This is a genomic window from Paraburkholderia sp. USG1, from assembly GCF_031570135.1.
Lineage (GTDB): Bacteria > Pseudomonadota > Gammaproteobacteria > Burkholderiales > Burkholderiaceae > Paraburkholderia > Paraburkholderia dioscoreae.
Map to the genome: position 1 here is coordinate 69,576 of NZ_JAMWXW010000030.1, position 18,455 is coordinate 88,030.

The window sequence follows — 18,455 nt, forward strand, 5'->3', positions numbered from 1 at the left end:
ATCGGTCTCAGTCTTCGCCCAGCAACATGGCATCGATGCCGTCGCACAGACAATGGATAGTCAGCAAATGCACTTCCTGGATACGCGCGGTGCGATCCGACGGCACGCACACGTGAATATCGGTATCGCTCAATACGTCCTGCATGCGTCCGCCGCCCTTGCCGGTCAGCGCGACCGCGATCATTTCGCGCTCGTGCGCGGCCTCGATCGCGGCGAGCACGTTGGCGGAATTGCCGGACGTGGTGATCGCCAGCAGCACGTCACCCGGCTGGCCGAGTGCCCAGACCTGCTTCGAAAAAATCTGTTCGAACGAATAGTCGTTGGCGATGGCGGTCAATACCGACGTGTCGGTGCTCAGCGCAATCGCCGGCAAGCCCGGCCGCTCGCGCTCGAAGCGGCCGATCAGTTCGGCCGCGAAGTGTTGCGCGTCGGCCGCCGATCCGCCGTTGCCGCACGCAAGAATGCGATTGCCGTTGGCCAGCGCGGCGAACATCGTGTCGATCGCAGCGGCGATCGGCATCGACAGGGTTTCGAGTGCTTCGAGTTTGACTGCCGCGCTGTCGCGGAAGTGTTGTTGAATGCGTTCGACTGACATCGAGTCTCTATCTTCTACCGCGAGTGGACCGCAATGCGCGGCCGTGTTGTGAAGTCGTATTGCGAACTCGTGCCGCTCCGTTGAAGCTGACCGGCAACGCAGTGCATGTGCGCAAAACCATCACGAATTGCGCCGCTTCCTGCGTTGTCGACGTTATCCCGTGGCCTGCACGCGAGCGCAAGTTTATCGCACTCACGCGCGTTCTCCGCGCATGGCGTCAGACTTCGTCGGCACGAAACGCATCGCGCAACCACACGAGCCGCCCGGCTTCGAACGCGATCACGTCGAACCGGCAAGCGGGCTGATCGCGCGACTGCGAGCTACGGGTCGCCAGATAATGCTGCGCGGCACGCACGATGCGCTGTTTCTTCCGCCAACCGATACTCGCCGCCGCGCCGCCGTACCGGCGCTGCGCGCGCGCCCGCACTTCGACGAACACCAGCGCGCCGTCACGCTCGCGCATCACGAGATCGATCTCGCCGCCGCGGCACGCCACATTGCGCGCGACGAACCGCAAACGCTGCCGCTGCAAAAATTCCTGCGCGCGCGCCTCGAAGGCCGCGCCGACGAGTTTGGACCCAACGGGCGCCGAAAAGTTGTGCGGCGTGCCGAATGCGCCGATCGACGCTACCGCGCGCACCGTCTGCCGGTCGCCAAGGTCGCCTGGGTCGCCCGGCACCGCGTGGCACAATGGCGGCCTCGTTCCGTCTGTTTGCGTCTTCTGCCTCATGACACCTCTCTCCGAACTCGCGCAAGGGCAGCAATATCCGACCGCCGCGCTATATGTGGTGGCCACGCCGATCGGCAACATTGCCGACGTCACGCTGCGCGCGCTGCATGTGCTCGGACTGGTGGACCGCATCGCAGCTGAAGACACCCGCAACACGGGCCAACTGCTCGCGCGCTACGGCATCTCGAAGCCGCTCGTCGCGGTGCATCAGCACAACGAGCGGGCTGCGGCGCTACGCCTGATCGAGCATCTGCAAGCGGGCGAGCGTGTGGCCTACGTCTCCGATGCGGGCACACCCGGCATCTCGGACCCCGGCGCGAAGCTCGTCGACGCGGTCCGTGAAGCCGGCTTTCCCGTCATTCCGTTGCCCGGCGCAAGCGCCCTCGCGACCGCGTTGAGTGCGGCCGGCGACTGGGTCGCGACGTTCTCGTTCCTCGGCTTCCTGCCGCCGAGAGCAAAGGCGCGCGCCGCGACGCTGCAGTCGCTCGCGAACCACCCTCACGCAATGGTGTTCTACGAAGCGCCGCACCGGATCGTCGAAACGGTGCAGGCGCTGGCGGACGCATTCGGCGGCGAGCGCAAGCTGCTCGTCGCACGGGAATTGACGAAGTTACACGAAGCGCTGCATCGCGGCACCCTGGCCGAAGGGCCAGCATGGCTCGCTGCCGATCCGAACCGGCAGCGCGGCGAATTCGTGCTGGTAGTGGAAGGCGCGCAACCGGAAACCGCCGGCGAACACGATCACGACGCGCTACTGGGGATTCTGCTGGAAGAGTTGACGGTGAGCAGCGCGGCCAAAGTAGCGGCGGCTATCACCGGAGCGTCGCGCAACGCGCTGTACGCACGCGCGCTGGCGCTGAAGAAAGACGAAGAATAAAGCTGACAGGCAAACAACAAGGGCCGCGCGATGCGGCCCTGCGTTTTCTGCGGACACGATGCGAGCGCCCACCATCCTCCACGGCACCGCGAAGCGCACACGTGAAGCGCGCCCGCCGCCGCTACATCACTTCTCGGCGCTCGAATCCGAGTTCGATGCCAGCATTTCGTCACGAGCAGCACGTGCTTCCTGCTGCGTCAGACCTTCGATCTGGACCCGCGCCGTACCGGCGTGACGCATGTCGAGCACGGCGGCGGCGGCCATCGACAGATCGATCACCCGGCCGCGCGCATACGGGCCGCGGTCGTTGATGCGCACGACTACCGAGCGCGACGTGGCCGGATTCGTCACGCGCACATAGGAGCCGAGCGGCAACGTACGATGTGCCGCAGTCAGCGCGTGCATGTCGTAGCGTTCGCCGTTGGCGGTACGGCGGCCATGAAAGCCGCGGCCGTACCACGAAGCGCGCCCCGTCTGATGAAAGTCCGAAACGCCGGAACCCTCATCCGTGAGAGGCTTTGCATCGGCCAACGCAGAGCCTTGGGTGGTCACGTCGGAGGCCGGCGCGCTACCGAAAGCTTGCGGTCCGAAGGAGCCCGCCTGCGTATTTTTTGTGCTCTGCGGCACGCCGCTGTCCGACGTGTTGCCGGCGCCCGGAGGCGTTGCGCAACCCGCCAGCACAAAAAAGGCAAAAAGAGTCCCCAGACCACGGGATAACCGAGTTTTCATAAGACGTGCAATCACATTGTCGAGCCGCATCACGCGAAAGTTGAGCGTGTTGCCTGCGACTCCGGCGGCAATGGACGACAACGCGCCACGCAGATGAGCGCAGTACGTCAAAGCCCGGATGCGGCTCACTTAGCCGCTACCGCACGGTTAATTTTCACGTCTGGCGCAACCTGTCCCCGGCAGCCTGACCAGACCCCACATGCCGCCATCGAACGTGGCAAACACGTTCTTGCGCGCGAAACTCAGCGTGCAGGAACGGCGGCGTAGGCCCCACCCAGCGTCACGGCATTTAATCCGTAGCAGGCGCGTGGCGCCTGGCTGGGCAAGACGTGTGCATCGAATGCATCGATACCTGATGGCTGTCCATAAGTGCGACAGCCCATACTTGAGTGGCGATCCGCGTGCCCATTTTTGATGGGGACGCATCGCCTTGTGGCAGCACAGTTCCCTGTGCATGGAGAGCATTATACCTAAAACAGAATTTCGGGATGACAACCGACTGAAAACCTTGATGAATTTTCACTCCTGCTGCAAAAATGGGCAGAGGAAAGCCCGCTGCGACGGGGCTTCAGCAGCTCGGCGGGGATGGACGAGAGGCCGGTACAATCAACGTTTTTCCAGCGGCGCGCTCATCCATGAAAGTCACCTTGATCCCCGTCACGCCGTTCCAGCAGAACAGCTCGCTGCTCGTTTGCGAGGCAACCGGGCGCGCGGCCGTCGTCGACCCGGGCGGCGATCTCGACATCATCCAGGGCGAAATCTCGAGGCAGAACGTGAGCGTCGAAAAAGTTTTCCTGACGCACGGGCACATCGACCACTGCGCCGGCGCGAAGACGCTGGCCTCGCACTATGGCGTGCCGATCGAAGGTCCGCATCCCGACGAACGCTTCTGGCTCGACAAGCTGCCCGATCAAAGCACGCGCTTCGGCTTTCCCGCTGCCGAAGCGTTCGAACCGGACCGTTGGTTGCAGAACGGCGAAGCCGTGCACTTCGGCGACGAAATCCTCGAGGTCTATCACTGTCCGGGCCACACGCCGGGCCATGTGGTGTTCTTCAGCCGCGCGCATCGGCTAGCGCTGGTGGGCGACGTGCTGTTCGCCGGCTCGATTGGGCGCACGGATTTTCCGCGCGGCAATCATGCGGATCTGGTGCGCTCGATCCGCGAAAAACTTTGGCCGCTCGGCGACGACGTCACTTTCGTCCCGGGGCACGGCCCAACTTCCACGTTCGGCGCCGAACGCCGCACCAATCCGTATGTCGCCGATGGAGTCGAGGCATGAGCAGCGAAATCTACGTGAGCACCGATGTCGAAGCGGACGGCCCGATTCCCGGTCCGCATTCCATGCTCAGTTTCGCCTCCGCGGCCTACACCGAAGACAAGCGGTTGATCGCAACCTTCTCGGCGAATCTCGAACTGCTCGAGGGAGCGAGGCCGCATCCCGTGCAGGAAGCGTGGTGGAAGACCCAGCCCGAAGCATGGGAAGCCTGCCGCAAGGATTTGCAGACGCCCGTGACCGCGTTGACGGCGTACGTCGACTGGGTCGAAGCGTTGCCGGGCAAGCCGGTGTTCGTGGCGATGCCGGCGGGCTTCGACTTCACATACATGTTCTGGTACATGATGCGGTTTGTCGGCCGCTGTCCGTTTTCGTGGTCGGCGCTCGACATCAAGACGCTGGCCTTCGCCATGACCGGGCTGCCGTACCGCAAGAACATCAAGCCGCGCTTTCCGAAACACTGGTTCGACGAGCATCCGCATACGCATGTCGCGCTGGATGACGCGATCGAACAGGGCGCGCTTTTCTGCAATATGTTGAAGGATCTACGCGCCAGTCAGGCGATCACACTCGCGGCCGGTAAAGATGGGGACGGCACAGGACAAAACCCCGCTGAGGAACCGGCAAATTAGGTAATCTCCCTCGTCGAGGCCGTTTTACATTGCGTTTCGTTTTCGCCCCCTCTACCATGCGTTGATACGGCGACGCAAACGGAGGCGCAGTTGACACTCGATACGTTCTCTCAAAAAATCCTGCGCCTGCTGCAGCTCGACGCACGCCGCTCGGTGCAAGAGATTTCCGACCAGGTCGGCCTGTCGAGTACCCCATGCTGGCGGCGCATCAAGGACATGGAGCAATCGGGGGTGATCCAGCGCTATACGGCGCTGCTGGATCGGGAAAAGCTCGGGCTGCACGTATGCGCCCTCGCGCATATTCACCTGACGCGACACACCGAAGGCGGCGTGGAACAGTTCGAGCGGGAAATCGCCACCTGCCCGGAAGTCACCGAGTGCTACAGCACGACCGGGGAGTCCGACTACATCCTGAAGATCGTCGCGCCGGACATCAAGGCCTACGACACCTTCCTGCACGAACGCATCTTCAAGATTCCTGCCGTCGCGCAGGTTCGTACTAGCGTCGTGCTGCGCGAAATCAAATTCGATACGCAGTTGCCGTTGTGACGCGCTGATCGCTGACGTTTGTCGTTTGTCGCGCGCCGTGCAGCAGCATGCGCGCGCGACGCTGCCGTCAGGTGGCGCTGTGAGGTTCCGTAGCCTTCGTGTAGTCAACAGCCATGCTGGTCTTTGGCTCGATTGCCGAAGCGGTTTCGGCTGACGACGTGCCCAATTCCTGCAACACGTCCAGTCTGCGAGCCCTCAGACGCGCCCTGAGCGCGGCCAGGTCAATTCGCCCAAGCCGTTGCACGTCCCTTTCCGATACCCGCGACGACATATCCGGCAGCACCACCTCGACATCCAACCCCGTGCTCAGGTAGTGGATGTTGACCGCCGCCAACTTCATGCCGTGAGGCGCCAATGCGGCGTTCACCTCCGCGGTCACTCGCTCGCGAGTCGGCAAATCGACGGGCGGGTGCGCAACCGCGTCGTTCTCGGGATCGACATGAATCAACGCATCGAGCACGCGGCTATCCGTCAGCACGCGCAGACGCGCAGACTCGGCGATGTAGTGTCCCTCCGATACGGAAATCAGCGGATCGACCAGAATGTGCGCGTCGAGGAGCGCGAAATCGCCCATCTTGCGTGTACGCACTTCATGCACGTCGCGCACGCCGGGCGTGGAGAGCAGCAACGCGCGCATATTCGCGGTGGTGGCGTCGTCGAGCGCGCGGTCGGAAAGGTCTTGCAGCGCGTCCCAACCAAACATCCATCCCATGCGCGCCACCATGAAGCCGACGATGGCCGCGGCAATCGGATCGAGCAGGCGCACGCCGGCGAGGCTGCCGACAATACCGATTGCGACCACCAGCGACGACGCCGCGTCCGAGCGCGCATGCCAGGCATTGGCGATTAACATGGCCGAACGCGCACGTTGCGCTTCGCGCAGCATGTAGCGGAACAGACTCTCTTTGGAAATCAGAACCAGCACCGCAACCGCGAGCGCACTCATATGCACGGCCGGAATGTTTTGCAGATCGGCGAGGCGCGTTCCGGCCCGCCACAACATACCGACGCCCACCGAGATCAGAAGCGCACCCAGAAATAACGACGCCACGGTTTCATAGCGACTATGCCCGTAATTGTGATCCGCGTCGGGCTTCGCCCCGCTGTGTCGATTGGCGATCAGCACGACAAAATCGGAAATGAGATCAGCGAGGGAATGGACGCCGTCGGCGACCAATGCCTGGGAGTGGGCAAACACGCCGATAACGATTTGCAGCGTCATCAACACGGCATTGAGCGCGATACTGACAAAAGTCGTTTTACGCGCAATGCGATGTTTTTCGGCGGACTGGGCAGCGGCGGCAGGCATGTTAGAAGCGGACTGAAAAGTTCAATGCGTGCATTCTACCCGGCGCATCCCGGCACGCGCCCGGGGCACATCAAAAATTCCTTTTTAAATCAGCTGCTTATCTAAACGAAAAGCATTCGCGTTCCACTTTCGTGGAGTATGCGCGACAAAATCGTGGCGTTTTGCCGCGGCAATAAAAAACCGCGCCCTCAACGGTACGCGGTTCTCTGTTGCAATGACAGACGCGATAAGAAAAGTGCATCTGATTGAAGCTATTCGTATTAACTGATGGGCAGAAGCATTACCCTCTGCTCAACGCATTTACTTCTGGATCAGAAACTTCTCGCGATCCAGACCTGCGATCCAGCGCGGCGGCTTACCGCGGCCAGACCATGTGCTGCCGCTATCCGGGTCGCGGTACTTCGGTGCGACACCTGCGCGCGGACGAGCGGCTTTAGCGCCCTTGGCGGCACGGCCGCCGCCGAGTTCGGTCAGTGAAATGCCGTAGTCGGCCATTTTCTGCTTGATCTCATTCAACACTTCCGCGTATTCGCGCGACTTTGCTTCTTCGATCTGCTTTTCGAGCTTCTCGCGCTGTGCGAGTAGTTCCTTGTAGGAAGACATAGGTTCCCTTGTGGTTTGGATAAATGACTGCCAGTCTGAAGCCAGCTTGCCCTTTGAAGGTGATCATGCCTCGGAATTTGATAGCGAGATTAACACAAAATAGAAAAACTACAAAAGCGCAGATGTTAAATTAATCTGAATTCGTTTCAAAAAATTTCCGGCCGCCTCCGTATCGCGCGGCTCCCTTTCAAATAGCTGATTTCAGATTTTGCTGAAAAACACAGTCGGCATCAATAATTACGAGATTATCTCTCAAAATATGAAAATTGAAGGTGCCATTTGCCGTCAACATCTCATGCCATGAAAGCTTGTACACGAACGGCCATAACATATCGCTACGGCCGTTTGTCGCGTAATTACGCATGAGTGTTTTCCCCAAAACAGCGCTAAAAGCGCTAATTAGCGTAGCGCTGCATGCAATCTTCGAGCGCCGCGCGCAGGTTCCCGGTATTGAGTTTCGCGTCGTCGAAGACAAAACGCCTTCGCATTCCGTTCACTTTCAGATCCGCGCCATATCGGTCGACTCCGAGTAGCTGAATTCCTTCGGCATGGCCGGTGAATTGGGCGATTAGCGCGTTCTCTTCATCGAAATCGAGTGGCGGCAATGGATCGAGTTCTGCGCCACCCAGCCATCCCATTGCTCCGAAACCGCCGATATAGCGCAGCCGTTCGAGCCGCATTGCCCAGAACGTGAAGTCGCCGAGTACCAGATAGCGCTCCGCGTCCGGGTGGTAGCGCAGATAGCGTTGCACGACCTCGGGCGTCGAGTCGACCGGTTCGAAGGTGCCGAGCAGCGTGACGCGCTGGCCGCTCAGCACGTCGCCGTCGGGGGCGTCGACTGCCAGAAAACCGGCGCGCGGGTCGGCGTGCAGGTTATGGGTATGCTCGGCCAGTCGGCTCACCAGGATCGTCGGACGATGTTGCGGATCCGGTGCGAACGGCAGCACGGACGGATAAGGAAAGCCTTCCGGCTGCCGCGCGTGAGTGGCGAGCGTGCCGACGGCGGCGGTGTGCAACAGATGCAGCGGGGCGTGAGCGGGAATGTTCAAGTGTGTGTTCCTTGACAGATCAGCGGCGAATCACAGAAAAGCGGCAAGCGCACTGCCCGAGGCAGATGCGCCCGAGTCCGGACCGGTCAAGCTGAGCTGAGCCGAACAACCGCAAATATGCGAATTCCGCCTTCCAGCATAAAACAGCATGCTTCGTTAGAATCGGAATTTCGCTTTCAACGCGCTTTCTCCCGCGTCCCCTCCGAGATCTCCGTGTCAGACCGCTCTTCCGAATACGCCGCCCTCCCCGCCGCTCACCGCGACCTGTCCGACACTGCGCGGCAGCGCGCCCGTATCGCCACGATGGCGGTGTTCTTCATCGCCGGCATGATGTACGCGTCGTGGGGGGTGCATGTGCCGACGGTGCGCGACCGTTTCCACCTGAACGCGGCGATGCTCTCCTTTGCGCTGCTGGCCGTAGCCGGTGGCTCGATCGGCGCGATGGCGGCCAATGCTTCATGGATCGCGCGGGTCGGCACGCGCCGCGCCTGCCTGACCGGCGGCCTCGTGATGGCGGTATGCGCGGCGCTGATCCTGGTCGTGCCGACGTACTGGCTGCTGCTGGTCGTGCTGGCCACCTTCGGCGCGGGCATGGCCACGCTGGATGTCGCGATGAACGCCGAGGCCAGCGCCGTCGAAAAAGCGCTCGGCAAGCCGATCATGTCGTCGTTGCACGGCATGTTCAGCGTCGGCGGGATGGCGGGCGCGGCGGTTGGCGGCGCGCTGCTGTCGCGCGGCATGGCACCGGCGGTCCACCTCGCGCTGGCCGCAGCGGTCAGCGCGCTCGTTCTGCTGGCCGCCTGTCCTTCCGTGCTGCCGCACGTGCCGCACGCCGATCATCCCGACTCCGCCACGCCGCGCGCCAACCGCTGGCGCTCGCCGGCGTTGTGGGCGCTCGGTGCGATGGCGCTGGTCGCGCTGATCGCGGAAGGCGCGATGTACGACTGGGCCACTGTCTATATGCGTGACGTCGTGCTGGCCTCGCCCGCGCTGGCGAGCGCCGCCTACGCGGCGTTCTCGGGCGGCATGGCGGCCGCGCGCTTCGCCGGCGACGCGGTGCGCGCCCGCTTCGGCGCTCCGCAACTGGTGATGGCAAGCGCCACGCTCGCCTGCGTCGGGATGGTCGGCGCGCTGTTGCTGCCGAATCCGGTCGCGGCGCTGATCGGTTTCACGATGATGGGCCTCGGTCTGGCGAACATGATGCCGGTGCTGTTCGCGGCGGCGGCGAGCGTCAAAGGGATTCACGCGGCGGAAGGACTGGCGCACGTTGCCGGCCTGGCGTACTTCGGGCTGCTGCTCGGGCCGGTGATCATTGGCGCGGTGGCGCAGGTGAGCAGTTTGCCGATCGGGTTGTCAGTGGTCGCCATCTGTTCCGCGTTGATCGCGCTCGCGGGCCCGAAGGTGCTGCGGCGTTTGAAGATCTGACGCGCAAGCGCGCCGCTGCTGCGTCGAAGCACGCGAGGTCCGTGCGAAGCGTCCGCGCCTGACGTTACGTTACGTGCGGGCCGCGCACTGTTGTGTTCCGCGACACGTCGGTTCAAACGAGTTTCGCCAGCTTTCGCGCTCGCGTTGACAACACTATGATTTATATACGCTTATTCCATGCAACCGGCGTACGGATAAAAATGGCATAGGCCTTGCAGTTAGCTCCCCAAGCAAGTGATTTCCAAAACTACGGGGGAGCGGACCATGAATCGCAAATTCAAGCTGACGGCGATCGCCATGTGCGTCACGTCGATGATCATCCTGACAGGCTGCGGGAGCACGCTGACCAGGCCGGGCACGGGAAGCGGTGCGGGTGCAGGTTCCGGAGGCGGTTCGGGCGGCGGCACGCCGACGCCCACTCCAACACCGACGCCCACTCCAACACCGACGCCGACGCCCACTCCGACGCCCACTCCGACGCCAACACCCACTCCGACGCCGACACCCACCAGCGCCAACCCCATCGGCGTCGTCGTGCAAAACACTGGCAACGTGGTCACCGCCACCGGCCAAACCGTGTCCGCCGTCGGCAGCCAGATCGGACTCACGCCGATTCCGGGCGCGAATCCCGCGACCACCACGGCGCTCGGCAACGTGGTGTCGAATCTCGGCAACGGCGTGACCGCCGTCGGCACAGGCGTGGCGAACGGGCTCGGCCAGCTTGGCAATTCCACCGATCCACTCGGCACGACGCTCGGCAGCAGTGGCAACCTGGTCTACGACGCGGGCCAGGCCGTCAACAGCGCCGGTCAACTGGTGACGAGCCTCGGCAGCGGGCCCACCGCACCGCTGAGCCCATTGACCACGCCGCTCGGCAGCACGGTCTCGACGGTCGGCAACGCGGTCAGCGGCCTGGGCACCCAACTCGGTTCGCAGTTGACGAACGGCCCGATCCAGCAAGTCACGCAGACGGTCGCCACCGCGATCACGCCGATCACGAGCACGCTCGCGCAGACGACCCAAACCGTCGGCGACACGACGGGTCTCGGCGCACCGCTGAACGGTCTGCTTTCGACGATTGGTCACGGTCTCGACAGCGCCGGCGGCAAGCTCAGCGGCGCGACCGGTAATCCGATCGGCCAGAACCTCGGCAACGTCGTCACCAAGCTCGGCGACACGGTTACGTCCGCAGGCGGTCTGTTGACGGCGGGCGCCACGAGCAGCGGCAATCCGCTCGGCGGCATCACAGGCATTCTGAATCCGGGCAGCGGTGCAGGCACGGGCTCACCGCTTGCACCGTTGACCAGCATCCTCACCGCGCTGCCCGGTACCTTGAGCGGTGGCCTGGCGGGCGGAAGCGGTGCCGGCGGCCCGCTCGCACCGTTGACCAATGTCGTCAGCAGCTTGACCGGCGGCCTCGGCGGCCTTGGGGGCACGGGCTCGGGTAGTCCGCTTGCTCCGCTTAGCGGCGTCGTGAGTTCGGTCACTGGTGCCTTGAGCGGCGCGACGAACAGCAGCGGCAATCCGCTTGCGCCCGTGACCTCGGCCGTGTCGTCGCTGACGGGCGCGCTGGGCTCGGCCACAGGATCGGGTAGCGGCAGCAGCAATCCGCTTGCGCCGATCACCGGTCTGCTGACCACTGTCACCGGCGCCTTGAGCGGTGCGGCGACTTCAACAGGCGGCACGACCGGCGGCGGCCTGCTCGGCGGTCTCGGTGCTCTGGCAACAAAGAAGTGACGAACAAAGACAACGACAGCAAATAACGGCGCGAACAAACAAGCGTCGAAGGGGGCGGCGAGCCGGACAACCGGCTCGTTGATTTTTTATCCGCGCTTTTCTCCGCGTTTCTTTCGTTTCTCTCCGCGCTTTTCTCCGCTTTTCTCCGCTTTGCGCCGATTCTGGCCGATTCGCGACGCTTCTCACACCAGCATCGCATCCGACCGCGACGCTTCAAAACAGCGCTCCATTCACCCGCGCGTCACAGTCCGTGATACGTATCGTAGCGACACGAGAAATCGTTACTGCGGAGAAAATTGGTAAACGTCATCGTCACCGATGCGTCGAGCCCTTCCACGTAATGCCACCAGCCGATCGGCAGAAACAGCAATTCGCCTGGCGCGAGCGTGCATTCGATCAATTGCGCTTGCCGCATCGACGGGAAACTGTCGTAGTCGATCGCACCGCCATCCACTCGCGAATAGCAATGCAGATGGTTCGCCATATGCGGCGTGTCGCACAGCGGCACAAGCTTGATCTGTTTGCGGCCGATCACCTGTGCCATGAAATTGTTAGTCAGGTCATGATGAAACGGCGTCTTTGTTCCAGCCGGTCCCATCCAGAAGAAACCAGTGTCGGGCGATACGGCATCCAGATATTCGTCGATTGGCGGCACATCGGACCATAACGCCGCGAGCGCCGCGCGATTGCGCGAGGTGTTATTGGCGGTCATATAAAAATCGTTTGTCGGGCCGCGCTGCTCGACGAGATCGACATAATCGGCAAAGCGCATCATGCGCCGGAGCTTGGGCTGATTGATTTCGTAATTCGCATCCGACTCGCGTCCGAACTGTACTTCCACTTCGCAATCGCCGCATTGTTCACGAAGATAGTCCCAATTCCATCGCGAACGCGCAGGCCAGAAGTCGAATGCGCCGGTGATAATGACCGGCCGGTTCTGAAAGTAGTACTGCTCAAAGAACACGTCGCGCGATAAACGTTCGCGCCGTTCGATCACACCGCTCGCCGCGCGCATGCGATTCAGTTCGCCATACACCGACAAAATCCACTCGCGCTTACGCAAACGATTGCGCAAGCGCGCTGCACCGTGAAAATAAGGACTCGCGAGCACCGCTTCGATTTCCCGTTTGACATCGGCCGCATCGAAACCGTGGCCCACCAGCGCGCGATGCAGTGCGGATGGCGGTGCGTCGAGCAGCAGATTCTCGGCAATCCAGCGGCGCCACGCGTCGTCGAACGAACGGGTCACAGTGGTCACGGCATTCTCTCCGAACATACGGATCGGCAAAAAGATCGGCAAAAGAAAAGGCACGCGAACCTCGCGGCGCGCGTGCCTTCTTAACCATGCGACCGAAGACAGACCAACGCTGCCCCAGGTCACGCGATTTTTACATCTTCACTACGTCGAGCAGCGTCTTCTTGCCTGCCTTGTAGTTGTACAGCGAGATCACGCCGTGCTGAAGGTCGCCCTTCGAGTCGAACGTGGTTTCACCGATCACACCCTTGTAGTCGGTGCTCGGCATTGCTGCCAGGATCTTGGCCGGATCGGTCGAGTTAGCACGCTTCATAGCGTCGACGATGATGTACACAGCGTCATACGTGAACGGAGCGTAGATCTGGATCGGCTGACCGAAACGCTTCTGATACTTGGCGAGGAACGCCGGGCCGCCAGCCATCTTTTCGAGCGCCATACCGGCTTCCGAGCAGACGATGTTGTCGGTTGCGTCGCCGGCCAGGTCCGACAGCTTGTCGGTACATACGCCGTCGCCTGCCAGCACCTTCGCGCGCAGGCCGAGCTGCTTGGCTTGCTTGGCGAACGGGCCGCCGGTGGCGTCCATGCCGCCGTACATGATCGCGTCCGGGTTTTCGCCCTTGATCTTCGTCAGAATCGCGCGGAAGTCGACAGCCTTGTCGTTCGTCGCGTCATGCGACATCACGTTCAGGCCCAGCGATTTCGCCGTCTTTTCGAATTCGTTTGCCAGACCCTGACCGTAAGCGGTCGAGTCGTCGACGATTGCGACGCTCTTCACTTTCAGACCCTTCGCTGCGTAGTTAGCCAGTGCCGGACCTTGTTGAGCGTCGGTCGCGACGACGCGGTACGTCGTCTTGAAACCTTGCTGCGTATAGGCCGGGTTCGTTGCCGACGGCGAGATCTGCACGATGCCGGCATCGCTATAGATCTTCGAAGCCGGGATCGACGTACCCGAGTTCAAGTGGCCGACCACGGCGACGACCTTGTCGTCGACCAGCTTCTGCGCGACTTGCGTTGCGGTGCGCGGGTCGGCCGCGTCGTCTTGTGCGTCCAGTTGCAGTGTGACCTTCTGGCCACCGATCGTCAGGCCCTTGGCGTTGATTTCTTCAACTGCCAGGCGCGCGCCGTTTTCGTTGTCTTTACCCAGGTGAGCGATACCGCCAGTCAGCGGCGCAACGTGACCGATCTTGACGACCGTGTCGGCTGCGGCCGTTGTTGCCAACGTCGCGAACAGCATCGCCGCAGCGCTGATCGGCAACAGCTTTTGAATCTTGATGTTCATGTAAGTCTCCAGTTTCGGTCCCAAAAACAACGTAATCGCCCTGTGCCCCCGCTTCCCCAACACGTGTCGCTCAGTCCCGTGGACGACCACGCCGGTTGCATCGTTCATGCACTTGGCCAGCACGCTCGCCGGACTGTTTGTGGCAGGCGGCAAACCGTACTTGCGCGCAAGTGTAGGCCATCAAATTAATTTGTGGGACTTTTTTGAGGAAGTGGGATCAACACTAATAGCGTTTATCCAACAGGAGCCGATCGCGGCTGGACAGATTGCCCCGAAAGCACCAGCCCATGCGGGTTTCCGCTATGTGAAGCCTGCGTCTAACAGCACGGCCTAAAGGTTTTAGCGCCTTAAACCGTTAATCATCCGAATAGGCTTTGTGCCTGAAAAGGAAGCGCGCCGAAGGTGCCGCGAGACGCGCCCGGACCATGTCCGGATGACGTCCGGACCTTGCTGACTCAGCGTTCGCGCGCAGCGATGCGCGCCGTTGCCTCGCGCCATTCACGTTCGAGTTGGCCCATCAGTTCGGCGGCACCGAGACCTTCGCGGCGCGCACGGCCCAATGGCGCGCCCTGGCCTGACCACAGCGAAAGATAGTCGCCGTTTTCCGCGCGGCTCGCGGTTTGCCGCAACTCCTGCGTCAACGCATTTTGCACGGGATACGGCGCGATCTTCTGTGGCGCCTCGCTTAAACGCTGCATCAACGGATTGCGTATGCCGCGCGCATGGCGGCCGGTGATCGCGCGCGTGACCGAGGTCGAGGTGTCGGACATGGACCGTACGCGGGTTTTCCATGCCTGCGGTATCGCGCTCTCCTGGCAGGTGAGAAACGCGGTGCCCATCACCGCGGCTTGCGCACCGAGCGCGAGAGCCGCGACGATGCCGCGTCCATCCATGATGCCGCCGGCGGCGAGCACCGGCAGCCCGGTCGCGTCGACGACTTGCGGCACGAGCGCGATCGTACCGACCAGCGCCTCTTCGAATGCGCCGATAAACGTGCCGCGATGCGCTCCCGCCTCCGCGCCCTGCGCCGCTATCGCATCGGCGCCCACGTCGCGCCAGGCTACAGCTTCGGCAACGTGCGTGGCGGTGCCTATTACATATAGACCGTTGGCATGCAGCCGGGCGACATCGTCGGCCGGGAGCAGTCCGAACGTGAAGCTGGCCAGCGGTACGCGCAGTTCGATCAGCATGTCCAGTTGCGCGCGGAAATCCGGCGCGTAGCGCGCGAGCGGCCCACCCGGCGGCAAACCGAGATCGCGGCGCAGCGGGTCGATGGCTTCGAGCGCGGTACGCACGGTGGCATCGTCCGGCGCGGCCGGTTCGAGCACGAACAGATTCACGCCGAACGGACGATCCGTCAGCATGCGGATCGCCGCGACTTCACTCGCGATCTTCTCGGGTGAGAGCGCCGCGCCCGCCAGAAAACCGAGGCCGCCGGCGTTCGATACCGCGGCGACCATAGCCGGCGTTGTCGCGCCGCCCGCCATCGGCGCCTGCACGACCGGCACGCGCAGCGCGAAACGTTCGGCAAACGGCGTCACAAAATTGACTTCACTCATGATGGATTCCTTTTCCGCCAAGGCGCTCGTCGCACGGACGAGCCGATACCCAAGACTGTACCGAGGCAGTCAGCGCCAGAGAAATGAATTATCGAGAATGTTTCAATCGTCTTACGAGATTTCCCCCGTTTGGGACCGCTCTGCAAGGCGTTTCTTTTGATGGCAAACTGACCGCCCCGCTTCAGGTATTCAGGCCTCGGGCATTCATTCAGACCGACCTCGCGCAGCCGCGCGCGAGTCAATGGAGAGCAACATGAGCACCACTTCCCGCTGGATCGACATTCCCGCCGGTAAAGACAGTTTCGGCGGCTACCTTGCGCTGCCCAAAGGCGGCAAGGGACCGGCCGTCATCATCATTCAGGAAATCTTCGGCGTGAACAGCCATATCCGCTCGGTCGCGGATCAGTACGCCCAGGACGGCTACATCGCGCTCGCACCGGACGTGTTCTGGCGTGTGCAACCGCGCGTGGAATTGACGTATGAAGGCGCGGATCGCGAGAAGGGCATCGAGTTGATGCAGAAGACCAACGTCGATCAAGCCGTGGCCGACATCGGCGCAGCCGCCGCCGCGTTGCGTGCCATGCCGGAAGTGACCGGCAAGGTCGCGGCGATCGGCTACTGCTTCGGCGGCCGGCTCGCCTATCTGGCCGCGGCGCAAGGCACGCTCGACGCAGCGGTGGCCTACTACGGCGGCGGCATCCAGAACCAGCTCGACGAAGCCGCGAAAATCAAGGTGCCGATGCAATTCCACTACGGCGAACTCGACGCGCATATTCCGGTGTCGGCTGTCGGACAGATTCAGGAGCGCTTCGCCGGCCGCACCGACGCCGAGTTCAACATCTATCCGAACGCCGATCACGGCTTCAACTGCTCGGACCGCGCGTCGTATAACCAGCGCGCCGCCGCGCTGGCGCATGGCCGCACGTTGACCTTCCTCGGCGAGCGTCTGTAACGCGCGCCTCTGATTGGCGCGCTGTTTGTGCGGCCATTCGCGCCGCCCGATCGCGCGCGTCGATTGCGCATTTTTATCGGCGCTCTTTACTTGCGTCAGTAACTCGCGCGCATAACTCAGTTACTCTCTCAAAGACGGCGTGTCAGCGGCACGCCGTCTTCTTCCCTGTGTGGCGATCAGCCCGGGCGACGTGACGTCCGGCAGAACGGTTCATCGCGCGCATGGACAATCAGCCGATCCAACATTCGATAGCGAGGGCCCATCCGTCGTGCATTCAGACTATCTCGCCCATGACGCCACCGGCCTCGCCGACCTGATACGCAAGCGCGAGGCGAGCGCGCGCGAGTTGCTCGACATCGCGATCTCACGCACCGAAGCCGTCAATCCCGCGATCAATGCGATTGTCCTGAAGGACTACGATGCAGCCCGTCAGCGCGCTTCGCGCGACGACGCAAACCGCGCGGCGAACGGCGCAAACAATGCGAATGGCGAAAGCGCGCAAACCGCGCTGGCGGGCGTGCCCTATCTGATCAAGGATCTCGGCGCGCCGGTCGCCGGCCTGCGCATGGCAATGGGTAGCCGCCACTACCGCCATTTCATTCCTGCTCAGGACGCGCCCGTGGTCACGCTTGCGAAAGCGGCGGGCCTCAACATCTTCGCGAAGACCAGCACGTCCGAGCTCGGCCAGATGCCTTATACGGAGCCCGAACTGTTCGGTGCGTGCCGCAACCCGTGGAATCTCGACCATACGCCAGGCGGTTCGAGCGGTGGCGCGGCGGCGGCGGTGGCCGCGGGCATCGTGCCGCTCGCTCATGCGTCGGACGGCGGCGGCTCGATCCGCATTCCGGCCTCATGCTGCGGACTCTTCGGCCTCAAACCTTCACGCGGACGTGTGCCGCGCGCGACAGCGGCGGCGGCTGCCGGTGAACTCGGCGTCGATCACGCGGTGTCGCGCAGCGTGCGCGACAGTGCGTTGCTGCTCGATCTGCTTGCGGGCAATGCGGACAGACCGCTCGGCGCGCCGGGCACGTTTCTGAGCGCGAGCCGCGAGCCGTGCAAGCCGCTGAACATCGCCTACGTCACCGAGCCGATGCTGGCGCCGTCGCTTTCCGCCGACTCGCGCGCCGCGCTCGAAGATGCCGCGCAACTCGCCAATTCGCTCGGCCATAACATCGAGCCGGTGTCGCTAGGCATCGACTACGCGGCGGTTCGGCATGCGTTTCTCACACTCTGGTCGGTGACAGCGGAAGATCTCGTGCTCAACGCCGAACGCATCAGCGGCCGCAAACCGCTGCGCGCCGAATTCGAGATTTCGACGTGGGCGATGGCGCACGTGGGCCGCAAACTCGGCGAGCGTGGCCTGCCCGCCGCGCTCGAAGAACAGCGCCGCATCACCGCACGACTCACCGACCTGCTGAATCGCTACGACGTGATTCTGTGCGCCACGCTGGCCGCGCCGCCAATCAAGATCGGCGAGATGCAGCCCACCTCCGCGGAACGCATGCAGATGCGCGCCGTCACCGCCATGCCGCTCGAAGCGCTGATGAAGAAGGTACTGGCGGAAGCGTCGAACAAGGCATTCACGTGGGCCGGTTGCACAGAACTGTTCAATCTGAGCGGTCAGCCGGCGATGTCGGTACCGCTTTACTGGACTGCGCGCGGGCTGCCGGTCGGCGTGCAGTTTGCCGCGCGCGAGGGCGGCGAGGCCACGCTTCTGCGTCTGGCCGCGCAACTCGAAACGGCTCGGCCGTGGTTCGACAAGCGGCCGCCGTTGATGCAGGCACGCAACTGAACGAAGACGCTGCGCGTGGCGCAGAAGGCAGCAAATACGGCGAAGGCGATGAAGGCGGCGATGCGAAGCGGCGGCGAAGTTCTGCGGCAAACATCAACGCGCAACTCAA

Annotated in this window: 17 protein-coding genes; 8 read left to right on the plus strand and 9 right to left on the minus strand. The window is 62.8% G+C overall.

Annotated features, from left to right (window positions below):
- Positions 1-7: 7 nt before the first annotated feature.
- On the minus strand, positions 8-595 hold the full coding sequence (locus NE850_RS30880) for a phosphoheptose isomerase (RefSeq protein ID WP_007179619.1): 588 nt from the start codon (positions 593-595) through the stop codon (positions 8-10).
- Positions 596-812: 217 nt separating this feature from the next.
- Positions 813-1,325, minus strand: a complete 513-nt coding sequence (locus NE850_RS30885; protein WP_232064085.1) for a YraN family protein — start codon at positions 1,323-1,325, stop codon at positions 813-815.
- Between NE850_RS30885 and rsmI the strand changes: the two genes are divergently transcribed.
- On the plus strand, positions 1,324-2,202 hold the full coding sequence (rsmI, locus tag NE850_RS30890) for a 16S rRNA (cytidine(1402)-2'-O)-methyltransferase (RefSeq protein ID WP_007179621.1): 879 nt from the start codon (positions 1,324-1,326) through the stop codon (positions 2,200-2,202). The genes NE850_RS30885 and rsmI overlap by 2 nt on opposite strands.
- A gap of 126 nt (positions 2,203-2,328) precedes the next feature.
- Here the strand turns inward: rsmI and NE850_RS30895 are convergent, their stop codons facing one another.
- Positions 2,329-2,931, minus strand: a complete 603-nt coding sequence (locus tag NE850_RS30895; protein WP_405044908.1) for a septal ring lytic transglycosylase RlpA family protein — start codon at positions 2,929-2,931, stop codon at positions 2,329-2,331.
- A 635-nt stretch (positions 2,932-3,566) separates the two neighbouring features.
- Here NE850_RS30895 and NE850_RS30900 point away from each other — a divergent pair.
- The 3 genes from NE850_RS30900 (at position 3,567) to NE850_RS30910 (ending at position 5,386) form a co-directional block, all read left to right on the plus strand.
- Entirely contained in the window at positions 3,567-4,211 is a 645-nt protein-coding gene (locus NE850_RS30900; protein ID WP_165184286.1) for an MBL fold metallo-hydrolase, read from the plus strand.
- Positions 4,208-4,837, plus strand: a complete 630-nt coding sequence (locus NE850_RS30905; RefSeq protein ID WP_310699813.1) for an exonuclease — start codon at positions 4,208-4,210, stop codon at positions 4,835-4,837. Before NE850_RS30900 ends, NE850_RS30905 begins: the two co-directional genes overlap by 4 nt.
- Positions 4,838-4,927: 90 nt before the next feature.
- The gene (locus NE850_RS30910) at positions 4,928-5,386 is read left to right on the plus strand and encodes an Lrp/AsnC family transcriptional regulator (RefSeq protein ID WP_006050474.1); all 459 of its coding nucleotides are present in this window, start codon (positions 4,928-4,930) and stop codon (positions 5,384-5,386) included.
- Positions 5,387-5,453: 67 nt separating this feature from the next.
- Here NE850_RS30910 and NE850_RS30915 read toward each other — a convergent pair whose 3' ends face one another.
- The 3 genes from NE850_RS30915 to NE850_RS30925 all read right to left on the minus strand — a co-directional run bounded on the left by NE850_RS30915 (position 5,454) and on the right by NE850_RS30925 (position 8,347).
- Positions 5,454-6,695: a cation diffusion facilitator family transporter gene (locus NE850_RS30915; protein ID WP_007179625.1), complete on the minus strand. Its 1,242-nt coding sequence runs from the start codon at positions 6,693-6,695 to the stop codon at positions 5,454-5,456.
- 300 nt (positions 6,696-6,995) lie between these two features.
- Positions 6,996-7,298, minus strand: coding sequence for an H-NS family nucleoid-associated regulatory protein (locus NE850_RS30920; protein WP_007179626.1), 303 nt, complete (start codon positions 7,296-7,298; stop codon positions 6,996-6,998).
- Between the two features lie 395 nt (positions 7,299-7,693).
- Positions 7,694-8,347 (minus strand): HugZ family protein, encoded by a 654-nt coding sequence (locus tag NE850_RS30925; protein WP_007179628.1) that lies wholly within the window; start codon positions 8,345-8,347, stop codon positions 7,694-7,696.
- A gap of 213 nt (positions 8,348-8,560) precedes the next feature.
- On the opposite strand from NE850_RS30925, the gene NE850_RS30930 reads away from it, so the two are divergent.
- On the plus strand, positions 8,561-9,772 hold the full coding sequence (locus tag NE850_RS30930) for an MFS transporter (RefSeq protein ID WP_310699814.1): 1,212 nt from the start codon (positions 8,561-8,563) through the stop codon (positions 9,770-9,772).
- 264 nt (positions 9,773-10,036) lie between these two features.
- Complete coding sequence (locus NE850_RS30935) at positions 10,037-11,509, plus strand: collagen-like triple helix repeat-containing protein (RefSeq protein WP_310699815.1); 1,473 nt, start codon at positions 10,037-10,039, stop codon at positions 11,507-11,509.
- A 241-nt stretch (positions 11,510-11,750) separates the two neighbouring features.
- Here NE850_RS30935 and NE850_RS30940 read toward each other — a convergent pair whose 3' ends face one another.
- From NE850_RS30940 to NE850_RS30950, 3 genes are all read right to left on the minus strand, one after another.
- Complete coding sequence (locus NE850_RS30940; protein ID WP_165187305.1) at positions 11,751-12,785, minus strand: cupin-like domain-containing protein; 1,035 nt, start codon at positions 12,783-12,785, stop codon at positions 11,751-11,753.
- A 112-nt stretch (positions 12,786-12,897) separates the two neighbouring features.
- A complete protein-coding gene (locus tag NE850_RS30945; protein WP_165184279.1) occupies positions 12,898-14,043 on the minus strand; it encodes a branched-chain amino acid ABC transporter substrate-binding protein in 1,146 nt (381 codons plus the stop codon).
- Between the two features lie 455 nt (positions 14,044-14,498).
- Positions 14,499-15,602, minus strand: coding sequence for a nitronate monooxygenase family protein (locus tag NE850_RS30950; protein ID WP_007179633.1), 1,104 nt, complete (start codon positions 15,600-15,602; stop codon positions 14,499-14,501).
- Positions 15,603-15,855: 253 nt separating this feature from the next.
- Between NE850_RS30950 and NE850_RS30955 the strand changes: the two genes are divergently transcribed.
- Together NE850_RS30955 and NE850_RS30960 are read left to right on the plus strand one after the other, a co-directional pair.
- Positions 15,856-16,554, plus strand: coding sequence for a dienelactone hydrolase family protein (locus NE850_RS30955; protein WP_165184276.1), 699 nt, complete (start codon positions 15,856-15,858; stop codon positions 16,552-16,554).
- Between the two features lie 268 nt (positions 16,555-16,822).
- Positions 16,823-18,346 carry an amidase gene (locus NE850_RS30960; protein WP_007179635.1) on the plus strand — a complete coding sequence of 508 codons (1,524 nt, stop codon included), beginning with the start codon at positions 16,823-16,825 and terminating at the stop codon, positions 18,344-18,346.
- The last annotated feature ends 109 nt before the right edge of the window (positions 18,347-18,455 follow it).